The sequence below is a fragment of the Paenibacillus sp. 2KB_22 genome (genome assembly GCF_052115745.1).
Classification (GTDB): Bacteria; Bacillota; Bacilli; order Paenibacillales; family Paenibacillaceae; genus Paenibacillus.
This window is the reverse complement of the sequence record NZ_JBFRHG010000009.1, coordinates 157322-180565: the sequence shown is the minus strand read 5'-3', so window position 1 is coordinate 180565 and position 23244 is coordinate 157322. Positions and strand designations below refer to the sequence as shown.

Sequence of the window (23244 nt, the reverse complement as noted above, 5' to 3'; positions counted from 1 at the left end):
TAAGCTTAGCTATGCGTTTGGTGGCGATGGCGGAGGGGTTCCACACGTACCCATCCCGAACACGACCGTTAAGCCCTCTAGCGCCGATGGTACTTGGACCGCAGGGTCCTGGGAGAGTAGGACGCCGCCAAGCAATCGAAAGACACACTTGAATGATTTCGAGTGTGTCTTTTTTGTTTTTATCTCTAATTTAATTTGATCTATGAAAGAGGAACAACTCACATTTGTTGGGCTGTTTCTTATGACCCTCTCACTTCACTTACACGATTGTAAGGCAATTGCAAGATAGATCAATATGATCAACTCAGTGGCTCCTGTATACTAATCCTATCCATCGATGGGGTTGAATTTCAGGGGGAGTTGGCGTGAGGTTATTTGAAATCCTATTATTCTTCTTATGTGTATGTTTATTGGCATTTTTGTTCATTCCCAATCACCGTGTACGAAGAAAAGCTTTACTCCTGACAAGCGGAGTCGGCTGCATTATTTTAGTAATACATTTCCTTGTTGAAGGATACAGGATCCAGCTTGTATTCTTATACGGATTTACTACCCTGATGTTTATGTTTTCCCTTATAAAAGTTGTTCGGACGCAGAAAGGCGTGTGGCCAGTCTCCCGAATTCCTAGAGTGCTTGGTACCCTTTTTGTTGTAATTGGGCTGATTGCAACAGTCTGTTTCCACTATGTGTTTCCGGTTTTTGACCTTCCAGCACCAACTGGTAAGTTAAAAGTAGGCACGCATGTCTTTCATTTCGTCGATCCAGATCGGGAGGAGACATTCGGAAAATCAGAGTCAGGCATGAGAGAATTAATGGTTCAGGTATGGTATCCGGCTGAAGCGGGTACGGGGAAGTATACTCCATTTATCTCTAATCCCCGAATCTTATCTTATATGGCGGAGAGTTATGGCCTTCCGGGGTTTACTTTTCAACACCTGAAGTATGTATCCGGTCATGCTTATTTGGGGACTGAAGTCTCTTCGGCTCAGACCTCATACCCACTGATCCTTGCAAATCCCGGCTTTGGTTCCTCCAGGTTTCTTCACACGTCACAAGCCGAAAATCTTGCGAGTCACGGATATATTGTAGCAGTAATCGACCACACCTATAATACATTTGCAACCGAGTTTCCGGACGGTCGAATCACGACTAGTACAACCAGCGATTTGTTTTCATCCGAGCATGACTATAGAACAGAAAGGGAAACCCGTGACGAGCTGGGAAAGGTGTTAACCGACGATGTAGTGTTTGCACTGGACCAATTCGAACTCATCCAATCGGGGGAAATTCCAAGTCAGCTAAAAGGGAAGGTGGATCTGGATCATATCGGAGTGTTCGGTCATTCCATTGGAGGAGCGACCGCCTATGATGCTTCTTACGATCCACGAATAACAGCTGGGATAGATCTTGATGGAGGACTTTATGGTCTGCATGACAAGGGGGGCCTGCGGAAGCCGATTTTATTCATGAACTCGGAAAGTGGATACGACAAATTAAAAATGTTGATCGATCACCGAGTCTACACGGACGCCGAACTTAAGCTTATGGGTAATACAAGAGAGTGGGTGGATCAAGAAACCAAAGACAAAAAGTTGGAGCTTGATCGGATGCGTCAAACAGTTGCCGCAGGGGGACAAGTCCTCTACATTGATAATGCGGAGCATTTAAATTTTGCAGATGTACAGTTCATTTCTCCGATTTTTAAAATTTTGGGTATTACAGGGGAAATTGCGCCTGAAAGGGCGAATTTCATTATTAATTCCTATATGTTGGATTTCTTTGATATGTATCTGAAAGAAAAGGGCGGAATCTTAATGAACGGACCCGATAGACGGTTTCCGGAAGTGAAGTTCATAACCCCGCTATTATAATTATGGAACAGGTTGTCGATATAGCGACAGCCTCTTTTTTATGTGATGTTGTATTCGTTTCTTCATACGTATTGAGCAGGTATGTCACTCTTCCGTATATTGAGGTTCACCTTAATCCGAAAGTTTTATTTCGACGGATGTAATTCTTTTATAAGGATAAATTGGCTATAAAAAGCTCGTAAACAGGGTAATGGTTCAGTACCATCTCGTCACACGGATAAAAGTATTACTGACTCTGAATATAAATGGAGTAAAGATCAGAAAAAAATTAGTACCAAGTGCTAAGACTTAGTGCTATAATGATGAAAAACAAGTGAGGTGACTACCGGTATGGAGCATCAATCAAAGGCAACCATCACGGCAATGGGGACGTATGTACCGGATCGAATATTAACGAATGCTGATCTGGAGAAATTAGTGGAGACTAGTGACGAATGGATTGTGCAACGTACAGGTATGAGAGAACGGCGAATTGCAGCTGATGATCAATATGTATCTGACCTGGCTACAAAGGCTGTAGAAGATATGGTAGCTCGTTATGAAGTAAGTGTAGAAGATGTGGATATGATTCTTGTGGCTACCAGCACACCTGAATATGCATTCCCAAGTACCGCATCCAGAGTACAGGCTAATCTTAAGATCCCACATACAGGTGTACTTGATCTAAATGCTGCATGCGCGGGGTTTTCCTACGGGCTACAGCTTGCTGACAGTCTGGTGACCAGTGGAATGTACCGCAAAGTACTGGTTATCGGAGCAGAGACGTTATCCAAAATTACGGATTACACAGACCGCACGACTTGTGTCCTGTTTGGAGACGGAGCTGGAGCCTTCTTGGTGGAGAGATCAGCGCATGGAGAAGGCGACTTTATGGCAGCCATATCCGGTACGCATGGAGAAGGTGGTGTTCATCTCTATAAGGCTGGTCTGTCTTCAGAGATGGATGGAATGCCTTTGCAGGGCGGAGGTTGTTTGGTTCAGAATGGACGAGAGGTTTATAAGTGGGCTGTACGGACGATTCCAGAACAATTGGATAAGCTTATCATAAAAGCTGGGTTAAGACCTGAACAGATTGATTGGTTTGTCCCGCATAGTGCCAACATGAGAATGATTGAGGCTGTTTGCGAACGTGGCCCGGTCCCTTTGGAACGTACTTTAACCAGCGTCGAGTATCGTGGGAACACATCTGCTGCCTCCATTCCGCTTGCTTTACAGCTTGCAGTGGATGAAGGGAAATTGAAAGAAGGACAGACTGTGGCTCTCTTTGGTTTTGGTGGTGGTCTGACTTACGCAGGTTTGGTGCTGAAGTGGGGCGTACCGGACAAAGTTCAATAATGGATAACATACGACTGTATGCAACACCGAAATAATAGAGGAAATAAAAGAGGCCACCCAGACTTCATGCATCATGAAGAGGGTGGTCTCTTTAGTAGGTTAAATCTTTTAAATAAAGTGATATGAGTGAAGTTATGTTACATGTTACTTTGTGCTAACCGGGATTACTTAATCCCATAAATATTTTACGGCGTAAGCTTAGGCGCTTGGCGGTGATGTGTCCCTTGTTCGTAGCTGTACGCTAGCTTGATCAAAGTTCCTTCATCAAAAGCACGACCCAGGAATTCCATGCCTACAGGCAGACCATCGGTTGTGAAACCGGCAGGGACTGTGATCGCCGGGAAGCCGGAGAATGGACTCAAACGGTTGTTACCACCGGAGTTTTGTCCTTCGCCAATAACTCCAGCGGCTTGTGTGGACGTAGGATAGATGATGGCATCCAGATTATTATCTGCCATTACTTTCAGCAAGGATTCACGTGTAACTTGGGTACGTTTCAGGACAATGTCCTTATATTCGGTAGTCTCCAGGGTTTGGCGTGCATCCCGAGTCTTCATGGATTGTTCTTGGGACTTATCAAACTCTCCGGAAGCGATGATCTCGGACAGACTGTGATATGGAGCATCTGCACCCAATGATTCCAGATAGTCATTCAACTGGAACTTGAATTCATATCCACTAAGGCTTGGGTATTTGTTGATCTCGGCCAAGTTCGGGATAGAAATTGGAACTGCGGTAGCGCCAAGAGATTTCAATTCTTCCACAGCTGTGTTGATCACGTCAGCAACGGCTTTTTCTTCAGCTTTAGTACTTGGGATGAGTTCTGTGGCCACACCGATGCGTGCACCTTTCAACCCGTTTACATCCAAGAAATCAGTGTAGCTGGAAGGGATTTTCCCAACCGCGTAAGCTGTAGCGACATCTTTTTTGTCATAGCCGGCTGTAGCATCCAGCATGATTGCGGCATCACTTACGGTACGAGCCATAGGTCCACCGACATCCTGAGTCAAAGCCAATGGAATAATGCCTTCACGGCTGGATAGTCCGATGGTTGGGCGGATACCTACAAGGCTGTTGAAGCTGGAAGGGATTCGGATTGAACCGCCAGTGTCTGTACCCATGCCGGCTGCGGCAAAGTTAGATGCAATGGCAGCGCCTGTTCCACCGCTTGAGCCACCTGGATAGTGGTCCAGGGCGTAAGGATTAAGTGTTTGTCCACCCAATGAGCTGGACGTTGTGATGCCAAATGCGAATTCATGCAGGTTCGTTTTGCCCAAAATAATGGCGCCAGCTGCTTTGAGTTTCTTCACTTGTTCAGCATCGTGAGCAGGAATGGAATCTTTCAGACAGATACAGCCTGCAGTTGTCGGCATGTCATTGGTATCGAAATTGTCTTTCACCAGAATCGGAACGCCATGCAGAGGTCCGCGGGCCCCTTGAGCTGTACGTTCTTCATCCAATTGCTCCGCAATTTGGAGCGCATCCGGGTTCAGGGTTAATACGGCGTTGATGCTTACACCTTGATCATCGTATTTTTCAATGCGGTCCAGATATTTCTGAACCAGTTCTTTTGATGTTAGTTTTCCTTGCGTCATTGCGGCCTGGAGATCCATAATGGTTGCTTCCTCCAGGACAAACGGTTTTATGTAGTTATAAATGCGGTCTTTCAGTATGGAGAGGTCATTCTCGGTAAGTACAGCGTTTGGAAGGAAGAGGGATTCCGTATAGCCTTTCATCAATCCCGCAGTGTTCAATGCACCAACAGCACCTGCGAAAGTGGATTCATCCGGGACATCCTTGAATGATTCGGTAGCCGAATCCAGCTTGAGCCATTGTTGCAAAGCAACCGCAGCATCTTTACGTTGTACGGTTGTGCCGGAGAGCTTGTCCATGCTAAAAGGAACACCTGCAAGTGTAGCCGCTTCTTCCATAGCCTGAACAAATGTTGCCGGAGTAGCAGGCGCTTTTCCTTTGGATACAGCTGCTACTGTTGTTTTACTTGTAGGCGTTGCTGTTGCTGCTGATGCCGAAGGCACTGTTCCTCCCCATGTTGTGGCAACGACAGCTCCCGCCAGTAACAAAGCCCCACTTTTTTTCAATACAGATCCATGATAAGTCATGCATCCACGCTCCCTTCCTGTGCCTCATTGATGTGTGTTAACAGCGATTCTGTTTCTATGCTTTTGACACATTGTATAGTTATGTCAGGTAATCTTACAATGCTTATATTTATCCAAAAAAACGTATACATCAATATTAATCAGTATAAAATCTTATTCATGCTTCTATTTACGTGAGCACAGGAAAACTATTAATTATTCTTATGTAAACAAATATGACATGAATTCGATATGTTGACTAAACATTAGGTACAGGATGCGATTAAGATTAGAGAGTGGAGATCACAGAGCATACCTTCAGTGTGAAATGATATAATGAAAAGATAGGAATAAAAGAGACATAACGTTCTACCAGAGAGGAAGAGATATGAAGTGAAGACATTGGTACTCGCAGAAAAACCATCTGTAGCACGCGAAATAGCCAGAGTTATGGGCGCGCGTGATAAACATAAAAGTTATATGGAAGGCCCGAAATATATCGTTACCTGGGCGCTTGGACATCTGGTTGGATTAGCTGAACCGGAGGATTACGACAAGAAGTATGCAACATGGAATCTGGAGGACCTGCCAATTCTGCCAGAACGTACGAAACTGAAGGTACTTAAAGAGACCAACCATCAATATAAAGCCGTGCAGCAGTTGATGAAACGTCAGGATGTGGGCGAGCTGGTCATTGCCACGGATGCGGCCCGTGAGGGAGAATTACTGGCCCGTTGGATCATGCAGATGGCGGGGTGGAAAAAATCATTCAAACGTCTGTGGATTTCGTCCCAGACAGATAAGGCGATCAAAGACGGATTTGCTTCGCTGAAGCCAGGCAGTCAGTTCGACCGTCTCTATGAATCAGCACGTTGCCGGGCGGAGGCCGACTGGATGATTGGACTTAACGTGACCCGTGCACTAACCGTTCGTTTCAATGCGCAGTTGTCTGCTGGACGGGTCCAAACTCCAACCTTGGGTATGATTATGGATAGAGAAAATGAAATTAATGGTTTCCGCTCGCAGGAGTATGAGACGTTAACGGCAGATTTGGGCGATTTTCAGGCTGTATGGCGGGCAGCAGGGGGAGATTCACGCATTTTCAACCCTCAAGAAACACAAGAATTGAAGAAACGAGTAGACGGGCGCAAGGGCACGATTGCCCAGGTGAAGAAAAGCGAGAAAGTAGAGCCGCATCCACTGGCATATGACCTGACAGAACTGCAACGGGATGCCAACCGGAAATATGGTTTTTCGGCAAAGCAAACATCGAATGTCCTGCAACGACTCTATGAACAGCACAAACTCGTGACGTACCCACGTACGGACAGCCGATATCTGACTGCCGACATGACAGCTACATTGAAAGAACGTCTGGACAGTGTAGCCATTGGACCTTATGCGTCTCTGGCACGTCCTTTGCTGCGCAAAAATCTGAATATCACCAAACGTATTGTGGATGACAGCAAAGTGACCGATCACCATGCCATTATCCCCACGGAACAAACGGTACTTCTGAATCAATTGAACCCGGAGGAACGTAAATTGTACGATCTGATCGTACGTCGTTTTATCAGCCTGTTCTATCCGGCAGCGAAGTACGATTCGGTTGCAATCACGGTTCAAGTGGGGAATGATTCCTTCCATGTCAAAGGTACAACGGTGAAAGAAAGCGGATGGCGTGAAGTATACGGCGGCGATTACAGCGATGATGACGATGACCATGCTGATGATGCAGCAGACCATGAGCGTGCGCTTTTACCAGATGTGCAGCAAGGACAGTCCGTGACGGTTCAGCGTTGCCATATTAAAAGTGGACGGACAATGCCGCCCAAACGGTATACCGAAGCCGCTTTGCTTTCCCAGATGGAAAAGCATGGACTCGGCACTCCCGCTACACGGGCGGATATTATTGAGAAGCTTGTCAGTTCCGACACGATAGATCGTCAAGGTAACAGCATGCATCCAACCGGCAAAGGAAAACAGTTGATTGAACTGGCTGCTCCGCAGCTGCGTACACCGGATCTGACTGCCCGCTGGGAAGCTGAACTGGAGCGCATCGCTCGTGGGCAAGGACAGCCAGGACCATTTCTGGACAGCATCCGTTCTATGGCCAAAGAGCTCGTGTCAACGGTGAAAGGCAGCAAAGCAGAATACAAGCCGCATAATGTGTCCAATAGCCACTGCCCTGACTGCAATGCGCGATTGTTGGAGAAGAAGGGCAAGCGCGGCAAGTTTCTGGTATGTCCTACAGAGGACTGTGGATATCGTCGTTCTGCCGAGAAAAGATTGTCCAATCGTCGCTGTGCGCAGTGCCACAAAAAGATGGAAATCAAAGAAGGCAAGGCGGGGCTATACGTACAATGTCTACCTTGTGGAATTACAGAAACATTGGATAAGGATAAACAGCATGTGAACAAACGCGATCAGCAAAAGTTGGTTAAGCAGTATGCAAAGCAGGAGTCCATCGGTTCCAATCTGGGTGATCTGCTAAAAGCGGCTATGGAGAAAAAAGGAGAGTAGACAAACTCCAGATGAACTGATGATGACTTTTCACTACTCGTTCACGCCAAGTCGTATAAGATCCTCCTTTTTCAGGCAACGTAAGCCAAGGAGGTGATACCTATATGCCGCATAACAAACCTGAGAAAATCCATAACCAGCAAAACAAAGACAGTATTCGGGAAGAGAGTATCGCTTTGCGCCCGGACAAAGCAGCCAAAAGAGCACCAAGCCTGAACGGTATTCCAAAACAGGAGTCCTAGGTCAGAGCGATGTAACATTTTACACAAAATTGCGGTTCCCTACCTGGTGCGTTGAACATGTCTCTGATGAGGACTATAATGGAGACAGGGAGATGTCCCGGGACAGGGGGATCGCTAGAATTATATGCAAACCGGACTTATATTGTGGTTTTTATTTATTAATGTAGTTGGTTATCTGGTGATGTCGGATGATAAGAGGCGTGCACAACAGCGTCGTGACCGTACACCCGAACGGACGTTATTCTTGCTTGCGTTTATTGGCGGTGCTTTGGGAGTCTGGATCGCGATGTATCGGAAAAGGCATAAGACCAAACATCCCAGCTTCACCATTGGCATTCCGTTGTTGTTGTTCTTGAATGCGGTAATCTATGGTTATTTTATTCAATGAACACTTGAAACACACGCGTAATCGTTCACAGGTTTCATATGTAAATTCTTTCGTATAAATGGTTCATGGTGGCTCCGGTACGTTTAAGAAGTTATATGCTTATGTTAGTTTATTGGATGTTAGACCGAAGCTTGCTTCGCGTGCTCTACATATAAAGGAAGGGACGGGATTCACATGTTATTTTCTAAAATATTAGTGGCTTATGATGGTTCCAAAGCTTCAAATAAAGCACTTGATCGTGCAATTGAGCTAGCCAAAGTGTCCCCGAATGCTGTACTGGATGTCATTCATGCTTTTGATTTCCCGCGTGTATTTATCGGTGAGGGGCTGGCGCCACTGCCACCTTCCCTTAATAATGATTACTACAATCTGGCGGTGCAGACAACAGATGAAGCGAAAGAACGACTTCAGGCTGCTGGTGTAACGGCCAATGTGGATCTGATCCAAGGAGCGGCTGCGGAAGTGTTGCTTGATTTTGCCAAAGAAAATGATTCTGATATCATTATTATCGGTAGCCGTGGACTTGGTGGAATTCGTGAATTTGTCCTGGGTAGTGTCAGTCACAATGTGGTGCAGCATGCTCAGGTTCCAGTACTGATCGTAAAATAATGGATGAAGTGTGTACGCACTGAAAAGCAGGAAGCCGGTTGTCTTCGAGAGATTGAAGAGGAGCCGGCTTTCTTTTATGGGATGAAATGGATGGCTAACCGAAATTAATGAAGCAATTCCCGAACATTATATTTGTCAATATGTTAAATGTTCGTCTTTAAGTTGACATTAGCTGTAGGGGATTGTTAGAATGTTAGATGTGTCGATCAGGTAAGAATAAGGTCGAGTAGGAACGAAATGTGTAATAAGAGATTACAAAAATGAACGAAAATAGTTTGATAGATATTTGCTCGTATAACGCCGGGAATAGGGCCCGGAAGTATCTACCCGGGAACCGTAAATTTCCGGACTACGAGGAGATACGGCTGAGAGTCGCATGCAACCAGATGCGGACAGCAAGCCCCCTTTTGGCATGCCCAAATGAGGGATACGTATTTCTTGGAGTCCGGTGTCCGAAGAAAATGTGATGTTTTCGCGGGTAGCGGATTTTTTCATTTCACACGTAATAAGCGTTCCTTCATATCAGATGTAATCAAAAAAGCTCAGACGGGAGTTGGATGTATTCATGTCACTGCAAGTCGCTGTAATTATGGGCAGCAAGTCGGATTGGGAAACGATGAAGCATGCGTGCGAGGTGTTGGATGAACTGGAAATCGGTTATGAGAAAAAAGTTGTCTCAGCCCATCGTACACCGGATTTAATGTTCGAATACGCAGAGCAAGCAATTGATCGAGGATTCAAGGTGATCATTGCAGGCGCAGGCGGGGCAGCACATCTGCCCGGGATGGTCGCTTCCAAAACGATGCTTCCGGTCATTGGTGTTCCCGTGCAATCCAAAGCATTGAACGGTCTCGATTCCTTGTTGTCCATTGTTCAGATGCCTGGTGGTATTCCCGTCGCAACTGTAGCGATTGGCAAGGCGGGGGCAACGAATGCCGGATTGCTGGCAGCTCAGATGATCGGGGCTTTTGACCCGGATGTCCAACGTCGCTCTGAAGCTCGAAGAGAGCGCATCAAACAAGAAGTACTCGAAAGCAGTAAAGAACTATGAGTAGAATAGGGAATCAATCGGGTACTGCTGGAGAACTACAATATGTCCTGCTACCTGGGAAAACAACCATCGGCATTCTTGGAGGCGGACAGCTCGGGCGTATGATGACCCTCGCAGGAACGGCAATGGGGTATCGATTTGTTACCCTTGATCCCGCTTCGGATGCGCCTTGTGGTCAAGTTGCTCGTCAGATTGAAGCAGGATATGACGATGCCAAAGCTGCGCTTGAACTGGCTCGGCAATGCGATGTCATTACGTATGAATTCGAAAATGTGGATGCAGAAGTCGCTGGACTGCTCGAACGTGAGTCCTACGTTCCGCAAGGAAGTGCGTTACTATACACCACACAACATCGATTACGTGAAAAACGTGCAATTGAAGCCGCTGGAGTAAGAGTTGCACCTTATCGGGAGATCACGAGTGGGGATACGATGCTTGCTGCTGTAAGTGAACTTGGCGTGCCATGTGTACTGAAGACGGTGACTGGAGGTTACGATGGCAAAGGCCAGCGTGTAATTCGGGAAGCGAATGAGGCTGTGGCTGCGTACGAAGAGCTTGCAGCTACAGGTGCGGAACTGGTGCTGGAACAATTCATCAAATTTGAATGCGAGATTTCGGTCGTTGTTGCGCGTAGTACCAACGGAGAGATCAAAACGTTCCCGCCAGCGGAGAACATTCATGTGAATAACATTTTGCATGCTTCAATTGTACCGGCTAGAGTTGCTGCAGACATCCAGATTGAAGCGCAAAAGCTGGCAGCAGCGGTTGCAGAATCAATGAAGGCTGTCGGGTTGCTAGCTGTGGAACTGTTTGTAGCGGCGGATGGAAGACTGTACGTCAACGAACTGGCGCCAAGACCACATAATTCCGGTCACTATACGATGGAAGCTTGTGCGACTTCTCAGTTCGAACAACATATCCGTGCGATCTGCGGATTACCACTTGGGGACACTTCGTTATTGAGCCCGGTCGTTATGGTCAATGTGCTTGGAGAACATCTGGAAGGCATTATCGCCAGAACAGGGCAACCTGATGCAGAAGCGATAGAACTTGGTGTGATTCCCAAGCTTCACATATATGGTAAAACCGAAGCGAAAACAGGACGTAAGATGGGGCATGTGAATCTGCTTTGTCAGGATGTTGAAGAAGGATTGCAATGGATTGAACAAACTAACCTCTGGAGGAATACAAATTCATGATTGAACGTTATAGCAGACCCGAAATGAGAGCCATCTGGACCGAAGAGAACAAATTCCAATCGTGGCTGGAAGTTGAAATATGTGCATGTGAGGCGTGGGCTGAACTGGGTGTAATCCCTAAGGAAGAAGCAGCATTGCTTCGTCAGAACGCATCTTTTGACATCGACCGCATCTATGAGATTGAAAAGGAAACACGTCATGACGTTATCGCATTTACACGTACGGTATCTGAAAGTCTGGGTGCAGAGCGGAAATGGGTGCATTACGGACTGACTTCCACAGATGTCGTGGATACGGCTCTGGGTTATGTACTGCGTCAAGCGAATGAGATTCTGGAAAAGGATATCGTGAATTTCATTGAAATTCTTCGTGAAAAAGCACTGACCTATCAGCATACACCAATGATGGGACGTACGCACGGGGTACATGCGGAGCCCACAACATTTGGACTGAAAATGGCGTTGTGGCATGAAGAGATGAAACGGAACCTGGAGCGTTTCCGTCATGCAGCAGACAACGTACAATACGGCAAAATCTCAGGCGCAGTAGGAACGTACGCCAACATTGATCCGTTTGTTGAAGAGTTTGTCTGCGAGAAGCTGGGCACGAAACCTGCGCCAATCTCCACTCAAACATTGCAACGTGACCGTCACGCGGAGTATATGGCTACATTGGCGTTGATTGCAACTTCCCTGGACAAGTTCGCTACAGAGGTACGTGCACTGCAGAAGAGTGAATTCCGTGAAGTGGAAGAAGCTTTTGCTAAAGGTCAAAAAGGATCTTCCGCGATGCCGCACAAGCGTAACCCGATCGGTAGTGAAAACATCTCCGGTTTGTCCCGCGTCATTCGCGGACATATGGTATCGGCATACGAGAACGTAACGCTCTGGCATGAGCGCGACATCTCGCACTCTTCTGTAGAACGTATCATTCTGCCGGATGCAACGATGTTGCTGAACTATATGCTGAATCGTTTTGGTAACATCGTGAAGAACCTGACGGTATTCCCTGAGAACATGAAACGCAACATGGAGCGCACCTTCGGCGTGCCATTCTCCGGCCGCGTAATGACAAAACTGATCGACAAAGGCTTCAGCCGCGAGCAAGCATACGATACTGTTCAACCACGTGCGATGCAAGCATGGGAAGAACAACGTCAGTTCCAGGATATCGTGAAATCCACACCGGAAATCACGGAAGTACTGAACGAAGAAGAAATCGCAGATGCGTTCAACCCGTCATGGCACTTGAAGCACGTAGATACGATCTTCAAAAAGCTCGGCTTGAACGATTAATATATTAAGCTTTTATATTCTACTCCCTAAAAGTATAGGTTGATTATGTGTTCACGCTGGAACGGAGAAGGCAGAAAAAACCTGAAGAAGCAAAGCGCTCGCCTTTATCCCCGGATTTTCCCCTTGAGAAAGGGATCAGAAAAAATCCGGGGATAACAGCGATCGGAAGGTTCTTCTGCATTCGGAGTGGCCCTGCGTGATGAGGGGAATTGGACGTATACTTTACATCTCCTGAAAGAAGGTGAGCCCATGGCACTGTCCACTGCGGCAGATCTCGTTAAAGCACCTCTGTTATATAAAGGAAAAGTACGTGAATTGTACGATCTGGGTGAACATTTTCTGATCGTGGTTACTGACCGAATCTCGGCATTTGATTACGTGCTGGACCCGGCGGTTCCCGAGAAAGGAAACGTATTGAATAAACTCAGCAGTTTCTGGTTTGAACTGACAGGTAGCATGATGGAGAATCACGTCGTTCATACCGATTTGAATCAACTGGGTGACCTCATCACAGACCCAGAATTGCTCAAAGACCGCATCATGGTAACACGCAAAGCAGAACGCATTGATATTGAGTGTGTCGTGCGTGGATACATCACTGGTGGTGGTTGGAGACAGTATGAGACAAGCGGTGAAGTGAATGGTATTAAGCTGCCTGATGGACTTCGCAAAAACGCCAAGCTCGAAGTTCCCATTTTCACACCGGCAGCCAAAAATGATGTAGGGCATGACGAGGACATTTCGATGGATCGCATGAAAGAATTGGTGGGAGACGGACTTGCAATGGAGCTTCAGGAAAAAAGTCTGCGCTTGTACGAATTCGCGCGTGATTATTGTGATCAGCGTGGCATCATTCTGGCAGACTGCAAATTCGAGTTCGGCATCGTGGACGGCAAGGTCATCCTGATAGACGAAATCTTCACTCCGGATGCTTCACGCTTCTGGGCCAAAGAGAATTATGAACTAGACATCGAGATCGACAGCATGGATAAAGAGCCAGTGCGCACCTATCTCGCTGGAACCGATTGGGATAAGAACAGCAAACCTGATCCGCTCCCGCAAGAGGTAGTTGAAGAAACAACCGCAAGATACGTCGATATTTATAACCGTTTAACGAAATAATAAAGTGTAACGTTTGAGCGCGAGCTACTGGAAAGTTTGAGGAAGCTAACGTTTGAGCGAGAGGCTATGGGAAAGTTTGGCTTTCGATCGCTGTTGCCCCCGGAATGTTTGGATTGGAATCCTTTTTTCAAAAGGAAACATTCCGGTTGCAAAGGCGAACGCTTCGCTTCTCTAGCTCAAATCTTTCCCTCCGCCAGTGTTCAAACTGGTGGGTGAGGCAATGAAGAGCGATGGCTTCCCACAGGTAGGGGAAGCCTGAAAGAAGATTACGAGAACTAAATTCACTGATTACTAAAGTTACTCTAAGACCATTAACTGTTTCCACATAATGGTCAGTCTCGACCATTACACACCGTGCAACGTAAAAGGTTTAGGCCTTTAAAAACGTCGCATGGACTAGCGGAGGGGCGGAATTGTTCTTAAAGGAGTGATAGCGTTCGCCTTTGTCCCCAGGTTTTGACCGCAGAGCGGGCCAAAACAATCCAAAAAACCTGGGGACAACCAGCGACCGGAAAGAACAATCCGCCTGGGAGCACGCACTAGACCAATACACGCCGTGCAACGTAAAGGTTTAGGCCTTTAAAAAACGTCGCATGGACTAGCGGAGGGGCGGAATTGTTCTTAAAGGAGCGAAGCGTTCGCCTTTGTCCCCGGGTTTTGACCGCAGAGCGGGCTAAAACAATCCAAAAAACCTGGGGACAACCAGCGACCGGAAGAACAATCCGCCCCGGAGCAAGCTCCAAAGTCACTTTTTTAACAGCATAAAGCATTTATCCCGTTCATTACTGAGGAGGAACATAAGGATCATGATCAAAGCAACCGTATATGTCACTATTAAGCAAAGCGTACTCGACCCGCAAGGCGTAGCTGTTCAAGGAGCCCTGCATTCCATGGGATTCAACGAAGTGGAAAGTGTACGGATCGGTAAAGTCATGGAACTCAACCTGGATACAACAGATCGTGCGGAAGCGGAGAAACGATTGAAAGTCATGTGTGAAAAGCTGCTGGCCAACACCGTTGTTGAAGATTACCGCTACGAATTGGAGGGTTAATCTCATGAAATTTGCAGTTCTTGTGTTCCCTGGCTCCAACTGCGACATCGACTGTTACAAGGCAGTGGAAGATGCGATTGGACAAGAGGTTGATTATGTATGGCACACGGCTACAGATCTATCGGCTTATGATTGTATTTTGGTTCCGGGTGGTTTCTCATATGGTGACTACCTGCGTTGCGGAGCGATTTCCCGCTTTGCACCGGTAATGAACGAGGTAGCGAAAGCTGCTGAACAAGGTAAATATATTTTGGGCATTTGCAACGGATTCCAGATTCTGACGGAAGCAGGATTGCTTCCAGGCGCATTGATCCGCAACACTTCCCTGAAATTCCGTTGTCACGATACGGTATTAAAAGTGGCAAACGCAGATACACCATTTACACGTGATTATGCACCGGGCGAAGAGATTGTCATCCCAATTGCTCACGGTGAAGGTAACTATTATTGCGACGAGGAGACGCTCGCGAGTCTGCAAGCGAACAACCAAATCGTATTTACGTATGGTACCAACCCGAATGGTTCCCTGGGTGATATTGCAGGAGTTTGTAACGAGGCTGGAAACGTGGTCGGCATGATGCCGCATCCAGAGCGTGCAGTGGATTCACTGTTTGGTTCGGAAGACGGCAAACGTATGTTTACATCTATTTTGAAAGCATGGAGGGATCGGCATGACGCAGCAGCTATCCGCTAAGGAACCGACAGCAGAACAGGTCGCAGAACATAAACTTTACGCACAAATGGGCGTGTCTGACAGCGAGTATGAGCTGATCTGTGAGTTCATGGGCCGCAAGCCAAACTACACGGAAATTGGTGTGTTCAGTGTAATGTGGTCCGAGCACTGTGCTTATAAAAACTCCAAGCCATTGCTGCGCCGCTTCCCAACCACTGGACCACGTGTCCTGATGGGACCTGGTGAAGGTGCCGGTATCGTGGATATCGGTGATAACCAGGCCGTTGTATTCAAAATTGAAAGCCATAACCATCCTTCCGCAGTTGAGCCTTATCAAGGCGCGGCAACAGGTGTGGGCGGCATTATCCGTGATATTTTCTCCATGGGTGCAAGACCGGTAGCACTTCTGAACTCTCTTCGTTTCGGAAAGCTGGAGAGCGATCGTGTTAAATATTTGTTCGAGCATGTCGTAGCCGGTATTGCTGGATACGGGAACTGTATCGGTATTCCTACCGTTGCGGGTGAAGTCATGTTTGATGAGAGTTATGAAGGCAATCCGCTGGTTAACGCGATGTGTGTGGGTCTGATTGATCATGACAAGATTCAGCGCGGTGTAGCCAAAGGTGTAGGTAACCCAGTTTATTATGTAGGGCCACCAACAGGTCGTGACGGTATCCACGGTGCAACGTTTGCATCCGTTGAGCTGACAGAAGAATCCGAGTCCCAACGGACAGCGGTTCAGGTTGGTGATCCGTTTATGGAGAAACTGGTGATGGAATCCTGTCTGGAATTGATCGACACGGGAATCGTGCTCGGAATTCAGGATATGGGCGCTGCCGGTCTGACATGTTCAAGTGCAGAGATGGCAAGTAAAGCGGGTAACGGTCTGGAACTGTATCTGGATCAGGTGCCACAGCGTGAAGAAGGCATGACACCTTACGAGATGATGTTGTCCGAGTCCCAGGAACGCATGTTGTTCGTCGTTGAGCCGAAGGATGAGGCGCAGGCGATGGAAATCTTTGAACGTTGGGGTGTCATCTGTGCCAAAGTTGGTAAAGTAACGGATGACGGTCGTCTGAAATTGATCCACCATGGCGAAGTGGTAGGGGATATGCCAGTAACAGCACTTGTTGACGAATGTCCGGTGTATGACAAACCATCTTCTGTACCTGCGTACTATGAGCAAAGTGCTTCCATCGACACGCTTCGTTACGACGAAGTGTCGGATCTCGGCGGAGCGCTGAAACAAGTGCTGGCTTCACCAACGGTTGCGAGTAAAAAATGGGTTTATGATCAATATGATTACATGGTGCGTACAAGCACTGCCGTTCGTCCAGGTTCGGATGCAGCGGTTGTAACGATTCGTGGCACACGTAAAGGTCTCGCGATGACAACGGACTGTAACGGACGTTATGTGTATCTTGATCCTGAAGTTGGCGGACGTATTGCCGTAAGTGAAGCAGCGCGTAATATCGTATGTTCCGGTGCAGAGCCACTCGCGATTACGGACAATCTGAACTTCGGTAACCCGGAGAAACCAGATATTTTCTGGCAGATGGAGAAAGCGGTAGACGGTATGGCAGAAGCTTGCCGTGTGCTGGATACGCCGGTTATCGGTGGTAACGTAAGTCTGTACAATGAAAACGCCAAAGGCTCCATCTATCCAACGCCAGTGGTTGGTATGGTAGGTCTCGTTCATGATACGGATCATATCACGACACAAGCATTCAAATCCGAAGGAGATGTGATCATCCTCCTCGGTGAGACCAAAGCTGAACTGGGCGGCAGTGAGCTGCAATACGCGGTTCATGGTCAGACGGAAGGCCGTCCGCCAGAACTGAACTTGCAGACGGAAAAAGCGTTGCTCAGCACGGTGCTGGAAGCTATTCAATCCGGTCTCGTTCGCTCGGCACATGACTTGTCTGAAGGCGGCTTGGCTGTAGCACTCGCAGAGTCTTGTATTAGCGGTAACGTAGGAGCACAGGTGAATGTGGAGACTGCACTGCGTGCAGATCACGCCCTGTTCAGTGAGAGTCAATCCCGTATCTTGTTGTCGGCTACGCCAGAGCAAGCGGGTAAACTTGAAGCATTTGTACGTGAGCGCGGTGTACCTGTAGCTGTAATTGGCCGTGTAGAAGGAAGTAACCTGACGATTGAGTTGAACGGAACATCAGCCGTGAGCGAACCTGTAGGAGGTTTGGCTCAGGTCTGGGAGGATGCGATTCCATGTCTCATGAACTGACGACAGGACCGTTGTGGACAGGCGATTATTATAATGAAGGGTCCGGCAAGGAAGGACTCGACAAGTTGAAGGAAGAATGCGGCGTGTTCGGGGTGTTCAGACACCCTGACGCGGCTTCACTCTCCTATTATGGACTGCATGCGCTGCAACATCGGGGCGAAGAAAGTGCAGGCATGTGTGTGAGTGATGGCAGCCAGTTTAACTATCATCGCGGCATGGGTCTGGTGAAAGAAGTGTTCACCAAAGACCTGATGCAGACGTTAACCGGGGATATTTCCATTGGACATGTCCGGTATTCAACAAGCGGTGACAGTAAACTGACGAACGCACAGCCATTGGTATTCAAATATCGTGATGGCGATCTGGCGGTAGCGACTAACGGTAACATTGTAAATGCACCAACGATTCGGCGTGAGCTGGAGCAGAGCGGTTCCATTTTCCAAACAACGAGTGATACCGAGGTTATTGCGCATCTGATTGCACGATCCTCCAAAGGGCTTGTGGAAGCGGCCAAAGAGGCATTCCAGCGCATTGTTGGCGGTTACGCCTTTCTGATTATGACCAATGACAAGCTGCTCGTAGCTTCCGATCCACACGGACTTCGTCCGCTCACGATGGGTAAGCTCGGGGATGCATATCTGTTTGCTTCCGAGACGTGTGCGCTGGAAACAATCGGCGCAGAGTTAATTCGTGATATTGAACCCGGTGAACTGCTTGTGCTGGATGCAGATGGACTGCATGAAGATCGCTTCGATCATCACAAACACCGCAAGGCATTATGTGCGATGGAATATATATATTTTGCTCGTCCGGATAGTGATATGAATGGTGCGAATCAGCATGCTGCCCGTAAACGGATGGGAAGCCGCATGGCGATTGAGTCGTTTGTAGATGCGGACTTGGTTACGGGGGTACCAGATTCCAGTATCTCAGCGGCCATTGGTTATGCGGAGCAAACGGGTATTCCGTATGAGATGGGTATGATCAAGAACAAATACACCGGACGTACATTTATCCAGCCAAGTCAGGAATTGCGGGAACAGGGCGTGAAGATGAAGCTGAGCGCTGTGCGTCGTGTTGTCGAAGGCAAACGTGTGGTTATGATTGACGACTCCATTGTACGGGGAACGACCTCCCGGCGGATCGTGAACATGCTGCGTGATGCAGGAGCAACGGAAGTTCATGTGCGCATTACATCCCCACCTTTCAAGAATCCTTGTTTCTATGGCATCGATACACCGGACAGCCGCGAATTGATCGCTTCACAGCTATCGGTGGAAGAGATCTGCCGTGAAATAAATGCGGATTCCCTGTCGTTCCTCAGTCCGGATGGACTGATTGCATCCATTCAGGGAGATAATCAGGATGATCCCAAGGGCGGGCTTTGCCTCGCATGTTTTGATAATGATTACCCAACCCGCCTCGACTTTGGTGGCGAAGAAAAATTCGGCTGCAGCTGTTAATCCATGCAGATGAGAAAGAGCTATAACGAAGGTGACGTGTTCCTGATTCCGATGAAGGACGGCCGATTTGCGGTATGCCAGGTGGTATGCGCACTTAAAGGGCGTTTCAAAAAGGCATTTTCGTTCGGCGTGATGAGCATTCAGCGTGACGAAACCGTAAGGGTGGAAGATGGCGATTTTCTCTTCTATTCCTTTGGGAACCGTAGAAGCAACGTCATATTCACTTCTCCGGCCAATATCCGAAATGGATCGTGGAGGATCGTGGGTAACACACCTTTGACGCCCGAAAAGGAAGAACTGAGAGTGTTTCAGTGTGCTGGACATTTATACTGCGGTGATGAGTACATTCGTAACCTCCCGATAGAAGAGTATAGTCAGTTTAATACGCTCGGCGTAGCCGGGTTTGAATTGGTACAAAACCATCTGTTAGAGATGGAGCAAGGATAGGTAGGTTGGACTTAACATTGACACGATAAAATCTAGAGATAACGGCAATCGAAAGGTTGTTCAGTTACCGAAGAGGTACGTGTTAATACACTGGTTCAATTTTTATAAGATACGAAGGGTGTGATGGTTGTGTCCGAAGCATATAAAAAGGCCGGCGTCGATATCGCGGCAGGTAATGAAGCGGTTGAACGGATGAAAAAACACGTGAAGCGTACCTTCCGTCCGGAAGTGATGACAGATCTGGGTGGATTCGGTGCCCTGTTCGGTTTGAACAAAGATAAATACGATGAGCCTGTACTTGTATCCGGTACGGATGGCGTAGGCACCAAGCTGAAGATTGCATTTGCCATGGACCGTCACGATACCATCGGAATCGACGCGGTAGCGATGTGTGTGAACGACATTGTGGTACAGGGTGCAGAACCACTCTTCTTCCTCGACTATCTGGCATGTGACAAAGTCATTCCTGAGAAGATCGAAGCTATTGTTGCGGGTATCGCTGAAGGTTGTCATCAATCTGGTTGTGCGCTGATCGGTGGCGAGACGGCAGAGATGCCGGGCATGTATAGTGAAGGCGAATACGATATTGCCGGATTCACGGTAGGCATCGTGGACAAAGCGAAGATCATCAACGGCACAACCATCGCCCCAGGAGACACAGTGATTGGACTTGCGTCCAGCGGTGTGCACAGTAACGGATTCTCGCTGGTGCGCAGACTTTTGTTGGAAGATGCGGGACTTGATCTGCATGATGAAGTAGCGGAACTGGGTGGTAAGCTGGGGGATTCCCTGCTGGAACCTACGAAAATTTATGTTAAACCCCTGTTGTCCCTGCTCGAAAAGGTAAAAGTAAAAGGCATGGCACACATTACAGGTGGTGGCTTCATCGAGAATATTCCACGTATGTTGCCAAGCAACGTGAATGTGGATATTGACTACGGCTCTTGGCCGATCCTGCCGATTTTCAACCTGTTGCAGGAAAAGGGATCTGTCTCAAACCGTGACATGTTCACCACATTTAACATGGGTGTTGGACTTGTACTGGTTGTTAATGAAGCAGATGCAGCGGAAGCTCTGCAACAACTGAAAGCATCTGGTGAAGAAGCGTACATCATTGGACGTGTTACTGAAGGAGATGCGCGAGTAACCTTCACGGGAGCGGATGTTTAATGGCGAACTACCGCATAGCTGTATTTGCCTCGGGTGAAGGGACTAACTTTCAGTCATTGGTCGATGCAGTACGGAACGGTGGGCTGAATGCATCCGTTGATCTGCTCGTATGTGACAAACCGTCTGCACGTGTTGTGCAGCGTGCACAGGACGCAGGCGTGGATTGTCATCTGTTTACTCCGAAAAATTATGCTTCCCGTGAAGCCTATGAGGCAGAGATCGTGGAAGTACTTGAATCCAAAGAGATCGACTTGGTCGTTCTTGCCGGATATATGAGATTGTTGACTTCGGTTGTGGTGGATCGTTACGCAGGGCGGTTGATTAACATTCATCCGTCCTTGCTGCCGGCATTTGCAGGCAAGGATGCGATTGGACAGGCACTTGAATATGGCGTGAAAGTGACAGGCGTGACTGTGCATTTTGTAGACGGAGGTATGGATACCGGACCGATTATTGCCCAGCATCCAGTTCCCATTCTGCCAGAGGATACGCCTGAGTCAATCAGCCGTTCCATCCATGCGGCCGAACAGCAGTTATACCCCGAAGTGGTATCTTGGTTCGCTCAAGGTTTGGTTCAATTGAATGGGCGTCACGTCACTGTTAACAAACCGGTTTGATATAGTTTTAAACTGTTTCACACAATAACGGAGAGGGCAGAAATAAGCTGGAGAAGCGAAGCGCTCGCCTTTATTAATGGATTTTTACCATTGAGAAATTGTTCAAAAAAATCTAGGAATAACAGCGATCGAAAGATTGTTCTGAACTCGTAGTGTTTAAGTGTGAAAATCCATTTATCAACTATATAACAGAAGTCGAAAATTGGTACGCATTTTGTGATATTTCTCGGGAAATAAATCGGCTGTGTTTCGTCAGGAAACGCGAAGCCATGGGACATTAAAGGAGGAGCATATTGTGAGTATCAAAAGAGCGCTGGTCAGCGTATGGGATAAAACAGGCATCGTGGACTTTTGCCGCGAGCTGTCGCAAATGGGTGTGGAGATTATTTCGACAGGAGGTACAAGCAGCCTATTGTCGAAGGAAGGCGTACCTGTCATCGGAATTTCGGATGTGACCGGATTTCCGGAAATTATGGACGGACGTGTTAAAACATTGCATCCGGCAGTTCATGGAGGTTTGCTGGCTGTTCGTGACAGCGAAGAGCACAAGCGTCAGATGGAGGAGAACGGACTGGGGTACATCGACCTCGTTGTCGTAAACCTTTATCCCTTCCAGGATACCATCGCCAAGCCGGACGTAACATACGAAGACGCGATCGAGAACATTGATATCGGTGGTCCAACCATGCTTCGTTCCGCTGCCAAAAACCATGCTTATGTTAGTGTCGTTGTTGACACAGCAGATTACGGCAAGGTACTTGAAGAAGTTCGCAGCAATGGAGATACCACTCTCGAAACACGCAAACGGCTTGCAGCAAAAGTGTTCCGCCATACAGCGGCTTACGATGCAGTTATTTCTGACTATCTCTCCAACCTGAACGGTGATCCGTTGCCAGAGCGTCTGACGGTTACTTACGAAAAACTCCAGGATTTGCGTTACGGCGAAAATCCACACCAGCAGGCGGCATTCTACCGCAAACCGCTGGCTGCTCAAGATACGTTGACAACAGCCGAGCAATTGCATGGCAAAGAGTTGTCTTACAATAACATCAACGATGCGAACGCAGCATTGCAGATTGTGAAAGAATTTGAAGAACCGGCGGTTGTTGCGGTTAAACATATGAATCCATGCGGCGTAGGCATTGGCGCAAGTATCTATGAAGCTTACAGCAAGGCATATGCTGCAGATCCAACGTCCATCTTTGGAGGCATTGTGGCAGCAAACCGTATTATCGATAGCGATACAGCGGGCAAATTGAGCGAGATTTTCCTGGAAATCGTACTTGCTCCTGACTTTACGCAAGAGGCACTCGATATCCTGACGAAGAAGAAAAACATTCGTTTGCTCAAAACGGGTGAACTGAATGCTGCTCGTAAACGGGAGAGCCAATTCGTTGTAACTTCCATCGACGGTGGTATGATCGTGCAACAGTCCGATGTGCACTCCATTGAAGCGAGCGAACTGAACGTGGTAACGGATCGCGCACCATCGGAAGAAGAACTGAAACAGCTGTTGTTTGGCTGGAAAGTAGTTAAACACGTGAAATCCAACGCGATTGTACTTGCTGCGAATGATATGACGGTAGGTGTGGGCGCTGGACAAATGAATCGTGTGGGTGCAGCCAAAATTGCGATTGAGCAAGCTGGCGAGCAAGCAAAAGGTGCCATTCTGGCATCGGATGCGTTCTTCCCAATGGGAGATACGTTGGAACTGGCAGCAAAAGCCGGAATTACAGCGGTGATTCAACCTGGCGGTTCGATTAAGGATGAAGAATCCATCAAAGTAGCCAATGAATACGGAATTGCCATGGTCTTCACAGGCGTTCGTCACTTCAAACACTAGAGC

General features: G+C 47.7%; 19 protein-coding genes, 1 rRNA gene and 1 riboswitch. Of the genes, 19 read left to right on the top strand and 1 reads right to left on the bottom strand.

Going from position 1 to position 23244, the window contains the following annotated elements; genetic code table 11:
• Nucleotides 1-16 precede the first annotated feature (16 nt).
• The 3 genes from rrf to AB4111_RS29050 all read left to right on the top strand — a co-directional run bounded on the left by rrf (nucleotide 17) and on the right by AB4111_RS29050 (nucleotide 3206).
• Nucleotides 17-133: ribosomal RNA gene (gene rrf / locus AB4111_RS29060) — 5S ribosomal RNA — on the top strand.
• Nucleotides 134-365: 232 nt separating this feature from the next.
• Nucleotides 366-1871, top strand: a complete 1506-nt coding sequence (locus tag AB4111_RS29055; protein WP_442034709.1) for an alpha/beta hydrolase family protein — start codon at nucleotides 366-368, stop codon at nucleotides 1869-1871.
• 330 nt (nucleotides 1872-2201) lie between these two features.
• A complete protein-coding gene (locus AB4111_RS29050; protein ID WP_442034707.1) occupies nucleotides 2202-3206 on the top strand; it encodes a ketoacyl-ACP synthase III in 1005 nt (334 codons plus the stop codon).
• A gap of 185 nt (nucleotides 3207-3391) precedes the next feature.
• Here AB4111_RS29050 and AB4111_RS29045 read toward each other — a convergent pair whose 3' ends face one another.
• Nucleotides 3392-5326: an amidase family protein gene (locus AB4111_RS29045; RefSeq protein ID WP_442034705.1), complete on the bottom strand. Its 1935-nt coding sequence runs from the start codon at nucleotides 5324-5326 to the stop codon at nucleotides 3392-3394.
• Nucleotides 5327-5698: 372 nt separating this feature from the next.
• Here AB4111_RS29045 and AB4111_RS29040 point away from each other — a divergent pair, with 372 nt between their 5' ends.
• The 16 genes from AB4111_RS29040 (at nucleotide 5699) to purH (ending at nucleotide 23241) form a co-directional block, all read left to right on the top strand.
• Nucleotides 5699-7828, top strand: a complete 2130-nt coding sequence (locus tag AB4111_RS29040) for a DNA topoisomerase III (RefSeq protein WP_442034703.1) — start codon at nucleotides 5699-5701, stop codon at nucleotides 7826-7828.
• Between the two features lie 104 nt (nucleotides 7829-7932).
• Nucleotides 7933-8070 (top strand): hypothetical protein, encoded by a 138-nt coding sequence (locus tag AB4111_RS29035; protein WP_442034701.1) that lies wholly within the window; start codon nucleotides 7933-7935, stop codon nucleotides 8068-8070.
• A gap of 124 nt (nucleotides 8071-8194) precedes the next feature.
• Nucleotides 8195-8458 carry a DUF1294 domain-containing protein gene (locus AB4111_RS29030; protein ID WP_017690702.1) on the top strand — a complete coding sequence of 88 codons (264 nt, stop codon included), beginning with the start codon at nucleotides 8195-8197 and terminating at the stop codon, nucleotides 8456-8458.
• 174 nt (nucleotides 8459-8632) lie between these two features.
• The gene (locus tag AB4111_RS29025; protein ID WP_339239478.1) at nucleotides 8633-9067 is read left to right on the top strand and encodes a universal stress protein; all 435 of its coding nucleotides are present in this window, start codon (nucleotides 8633-8635) and stop codon (nucleotides 9065-9067) included.
• Nucleotides 9068-9337: 270 nt separating this feature from the next.
• A riboswitch (purine riboswitch) is annotated at nucleotides 9338-9439 on the top strand.
• Nucleotides 9440-9632: 193 nt separating this feature from the next.
• A complete protein-coding gene (gene purE / locus AB4111_RS29020) occupies nucleotides 9633-10118 on the top strand; it encodes a 5-(carboxyamino)imidazole ribonucleotide mutase (RefSeq protein ID WP_253430025.1) in 486 nt (161 codons plus the stop codon).
• Nucleotides 10115-11317, top strand: coding sequence for a 5-(carboxyamino)imidazole ribonucleotide synthase (gene purK, locus AB4111_RS29015; protein WP_442034698.1), 1203 nt, complete (start codon nucleotides 10115-10117; stop codon nucleotides 11315-11317). Before purE ends, purK begins: the two co-directional genes overlap by 4 nt.
• Nucleotides 11314-12612, top strand: a complete 1299-nt coding sequence (gene purB, locus AB4111_RS29010) for an adenylosuccinate lyase (protein WP_339239480.1) — start codon at nucleotides 11314-11316, stop codon at nucleotides 12610-12612. Before purK ends, purB begins: the two co-directional genes overlap by 4 nt.
• Nucleotides 12613-12861: 249 nt before the next feature.
• Nucleotides 12862-13734 carry a phosphoribosylaminoimidazolesuccinocarboxamide synthase gene (locus AB4111_RS29005; protein ID WP_442034696.1) on the top strand — a complete coding sequence of 291 codons (873 nt, stop codon included), beginning with the start codon at nucleotides 12862-12864 and terminating at the stop codon, nucleotides 13732-13734.
• An 806-nt stretch (nucleotides 13735-14540) separates the two neighbouring features.
• Nucleotides 14541-14786 (top strand): phosphoribosylformylglycinamidine synthase subunit PurS, encoded by a 246-nt coding sequence (gene purS, locus AB4111_RS29000; protein WP_017690695.1) that lies wholly within the window; start codon nucleotides 14541-14543, stop codon nucleotides 14784-14786.
• Nucleotides 14787-14790: 4 nt separating this feature from the next.
• On the top strand, nucleotides 14791-15480 hold the full coding sequence (purQ, locus tag AB4111_RS28995; RefSeq protein WP_047840493.1) for a phosphoribosylformylglycinamidine synthase subunit PurQ: 690 nt from the start codon (nucleotides 14791-14793) through the stop codon (nucleotides 15478-15480).
• On the top strand, nucleotides 15458-17701 hold the full coding sequence (purL, locus tag AB4111_RS28990) for a phosphoribosylformylglycinamidine synthase subunit PurL (protein ID WP_307414987.1): 2244 nt from the start codon (nucleotides 15458-15460) through the stop codon (nucleotides 17699-17701). The genes purQ and purL overlap by 23 nt, the downstream gene beginning before the upstream one ends.
• The gene (gene purF / locus AB4111_RS28985) at nucleotides 17686-19164 is read left to right on the top strand and encodes an amidophosphoribosyltransferase (protein ID WP_091038782.1); all 1479 of its coding nucleotides are present in this window, start codon (nucleotides 17686-17688) and stop codon (nucleotides 19162-19164) included. Before purL ends, purF begins: the two co-directional genes overlap by 16 nt.
• 3 nt (nucleotides 19165-19167) lie before the next feature.
• Complete coding sequence (locus AB4111_RS28980; protein ID WP_442034692.1) at nucleotides 19168-19611, top strand: immunity 26/phosphotriesterase HocA family protein; 444 nt, start codon at nucleotides 19168-19170, stop codon at nucleotides 19609-19611.
• Nucleotides 19612-19740: 129 nt separating this feature from the next.
• Nucleotides 19741-20781: a phosphoribosylformylglycinamidine cyclo-ligase gene (gene purM, locus AB4111_RS28975; protein WP_442034690.1), complete on the top strand. Its 1041-nt coding sequence runs from the start codon at nucleotides 19741-19743 to the stop codon at nucleotides 20779-20781.
• A complete protein-coding gene (gene purN / locus AB4111_RS28970) occupies nucleotides 20781-21398 on the top strand; it encodes a phosphoribosylglycinamide formyltransferase (RefSeq protein ID WP_442034688.1) in 618 nt (205 codons plus the stop codon). The genes purM and purN overlap by 1 nt, the downstream gene beginning before the upstream one ends.
• 295 nt (nucleotides 21399-21693) lie before the next feature.
• On the top strand, nucleotides 21694-23241 hold the full coding sequence (gene purH / locus AB4111_RS28965; protein WP_253430049.1) for a bifunctional phosphoribosylaminoimidazolecarboxamide formyltransferase/IMP cyclohydrolase: 1548 nt from the start codon (nucleotides 21694-21696) through the stop codon (nucleotides 23239-23241).
• The last annotated feature ends 3 nt before the right edge of the window (nucleotides 23242-23244 follow it).

Coding starts and splice junctions, on each gene's coding strand:
- AB4111_RS29050 (WP_442034707.1), top strand. CDS start 2,202: ATGGAGCATCAATCAAAGGCAACCATCACGGCAATGGGGACGTATGTA.
- AB4111_RS29045 (WP_442034705.1), bottom strand. CDS start 5,326: ATGACTTATCATGGATCTGTATTGAAAAAAAGTGGGGCTTTGTTACTG.
- AB4111_RS29035 (WP_442034701.1), top strand. CDS start 7,933: ATGCCGCATAACAAACCTGAGAAAATCCATAACCAGCAAAACAAAGAC.
- AB4111_RS29030 (WP_017690702.1), top strand. CDS start 8,195: ATGCAAACCGGACTTATATTGTGGTTTTTATTTATTAATGTAGTTGGT.
- AB4111_RS29025 (WP_339239478.1), top strand. CDS start 8,633: ATGTTATTTTCTAAAATATTAGTGGCTTATGATGGTTCCAAAGCTTCA.
- purE (WP_253430025.1), top strand. CDS start 9,633: ATGTCACTGCAAGTCGCTGTAATTATGGGCAGCAAGTCGGATTGGGAA.
- purK (WP_442034698.1), top strand. CDS start 10,115: ATGAGTAGAATAGGGAATCAATCGGGTACTGCTGGAGAACTACAATAT.
- purB (WP_339239480.1), top strand. CDS start 11,314: ATGATTGAACGTTATAGCAGACCCGAAATGAGAGCCATCTGGACCGAA.
- AB4111_RS29005 (WP_442034696.1), top strand. CDS start 12,862: ATGGCACTGTCCACTGCGGCAGATCTCGTTAAAGCACCTCTGTTATAT.
- purS (WP_017690695.1), top strand. CDS start 14,541: ATGATCAAAGCAACCGTATATGTCACTATTAAGCAAAGCGTACTCGAC.
- purQ (WP_047840493.1), top strand. CDS start 14,791: ATGAAATTTGCAGTTCTTGTGTTCCCTGGCTCCAACTGCGACATCGAC.
- purL (WP_307414987.1), top strand. CDS start 15,458: ATGACGCAGCAGCTATCCGCTAAGGAACCGACAGCAGAACAGGTCGCA.
- purF (WP_091038782.1), top strand. CDS start 17,686: ATGTCTCATGAACTGACGACAGGACCGTTGTGGACAGGCGATTATTAT.
- AB4111_RS28980 (WP_442034692.1), top strand. CDS start 19,168: ATGCAGATGAGAAAGAGCTATAACGAAGGTGACGTGTTCCTGATTCCG.
- purN (WP_442034688.1), top strand. CDS start 20,781: ATGGCGAACTACCGCATAGCTGTATTTGCCTCGGGTGAAGGGACTAAC.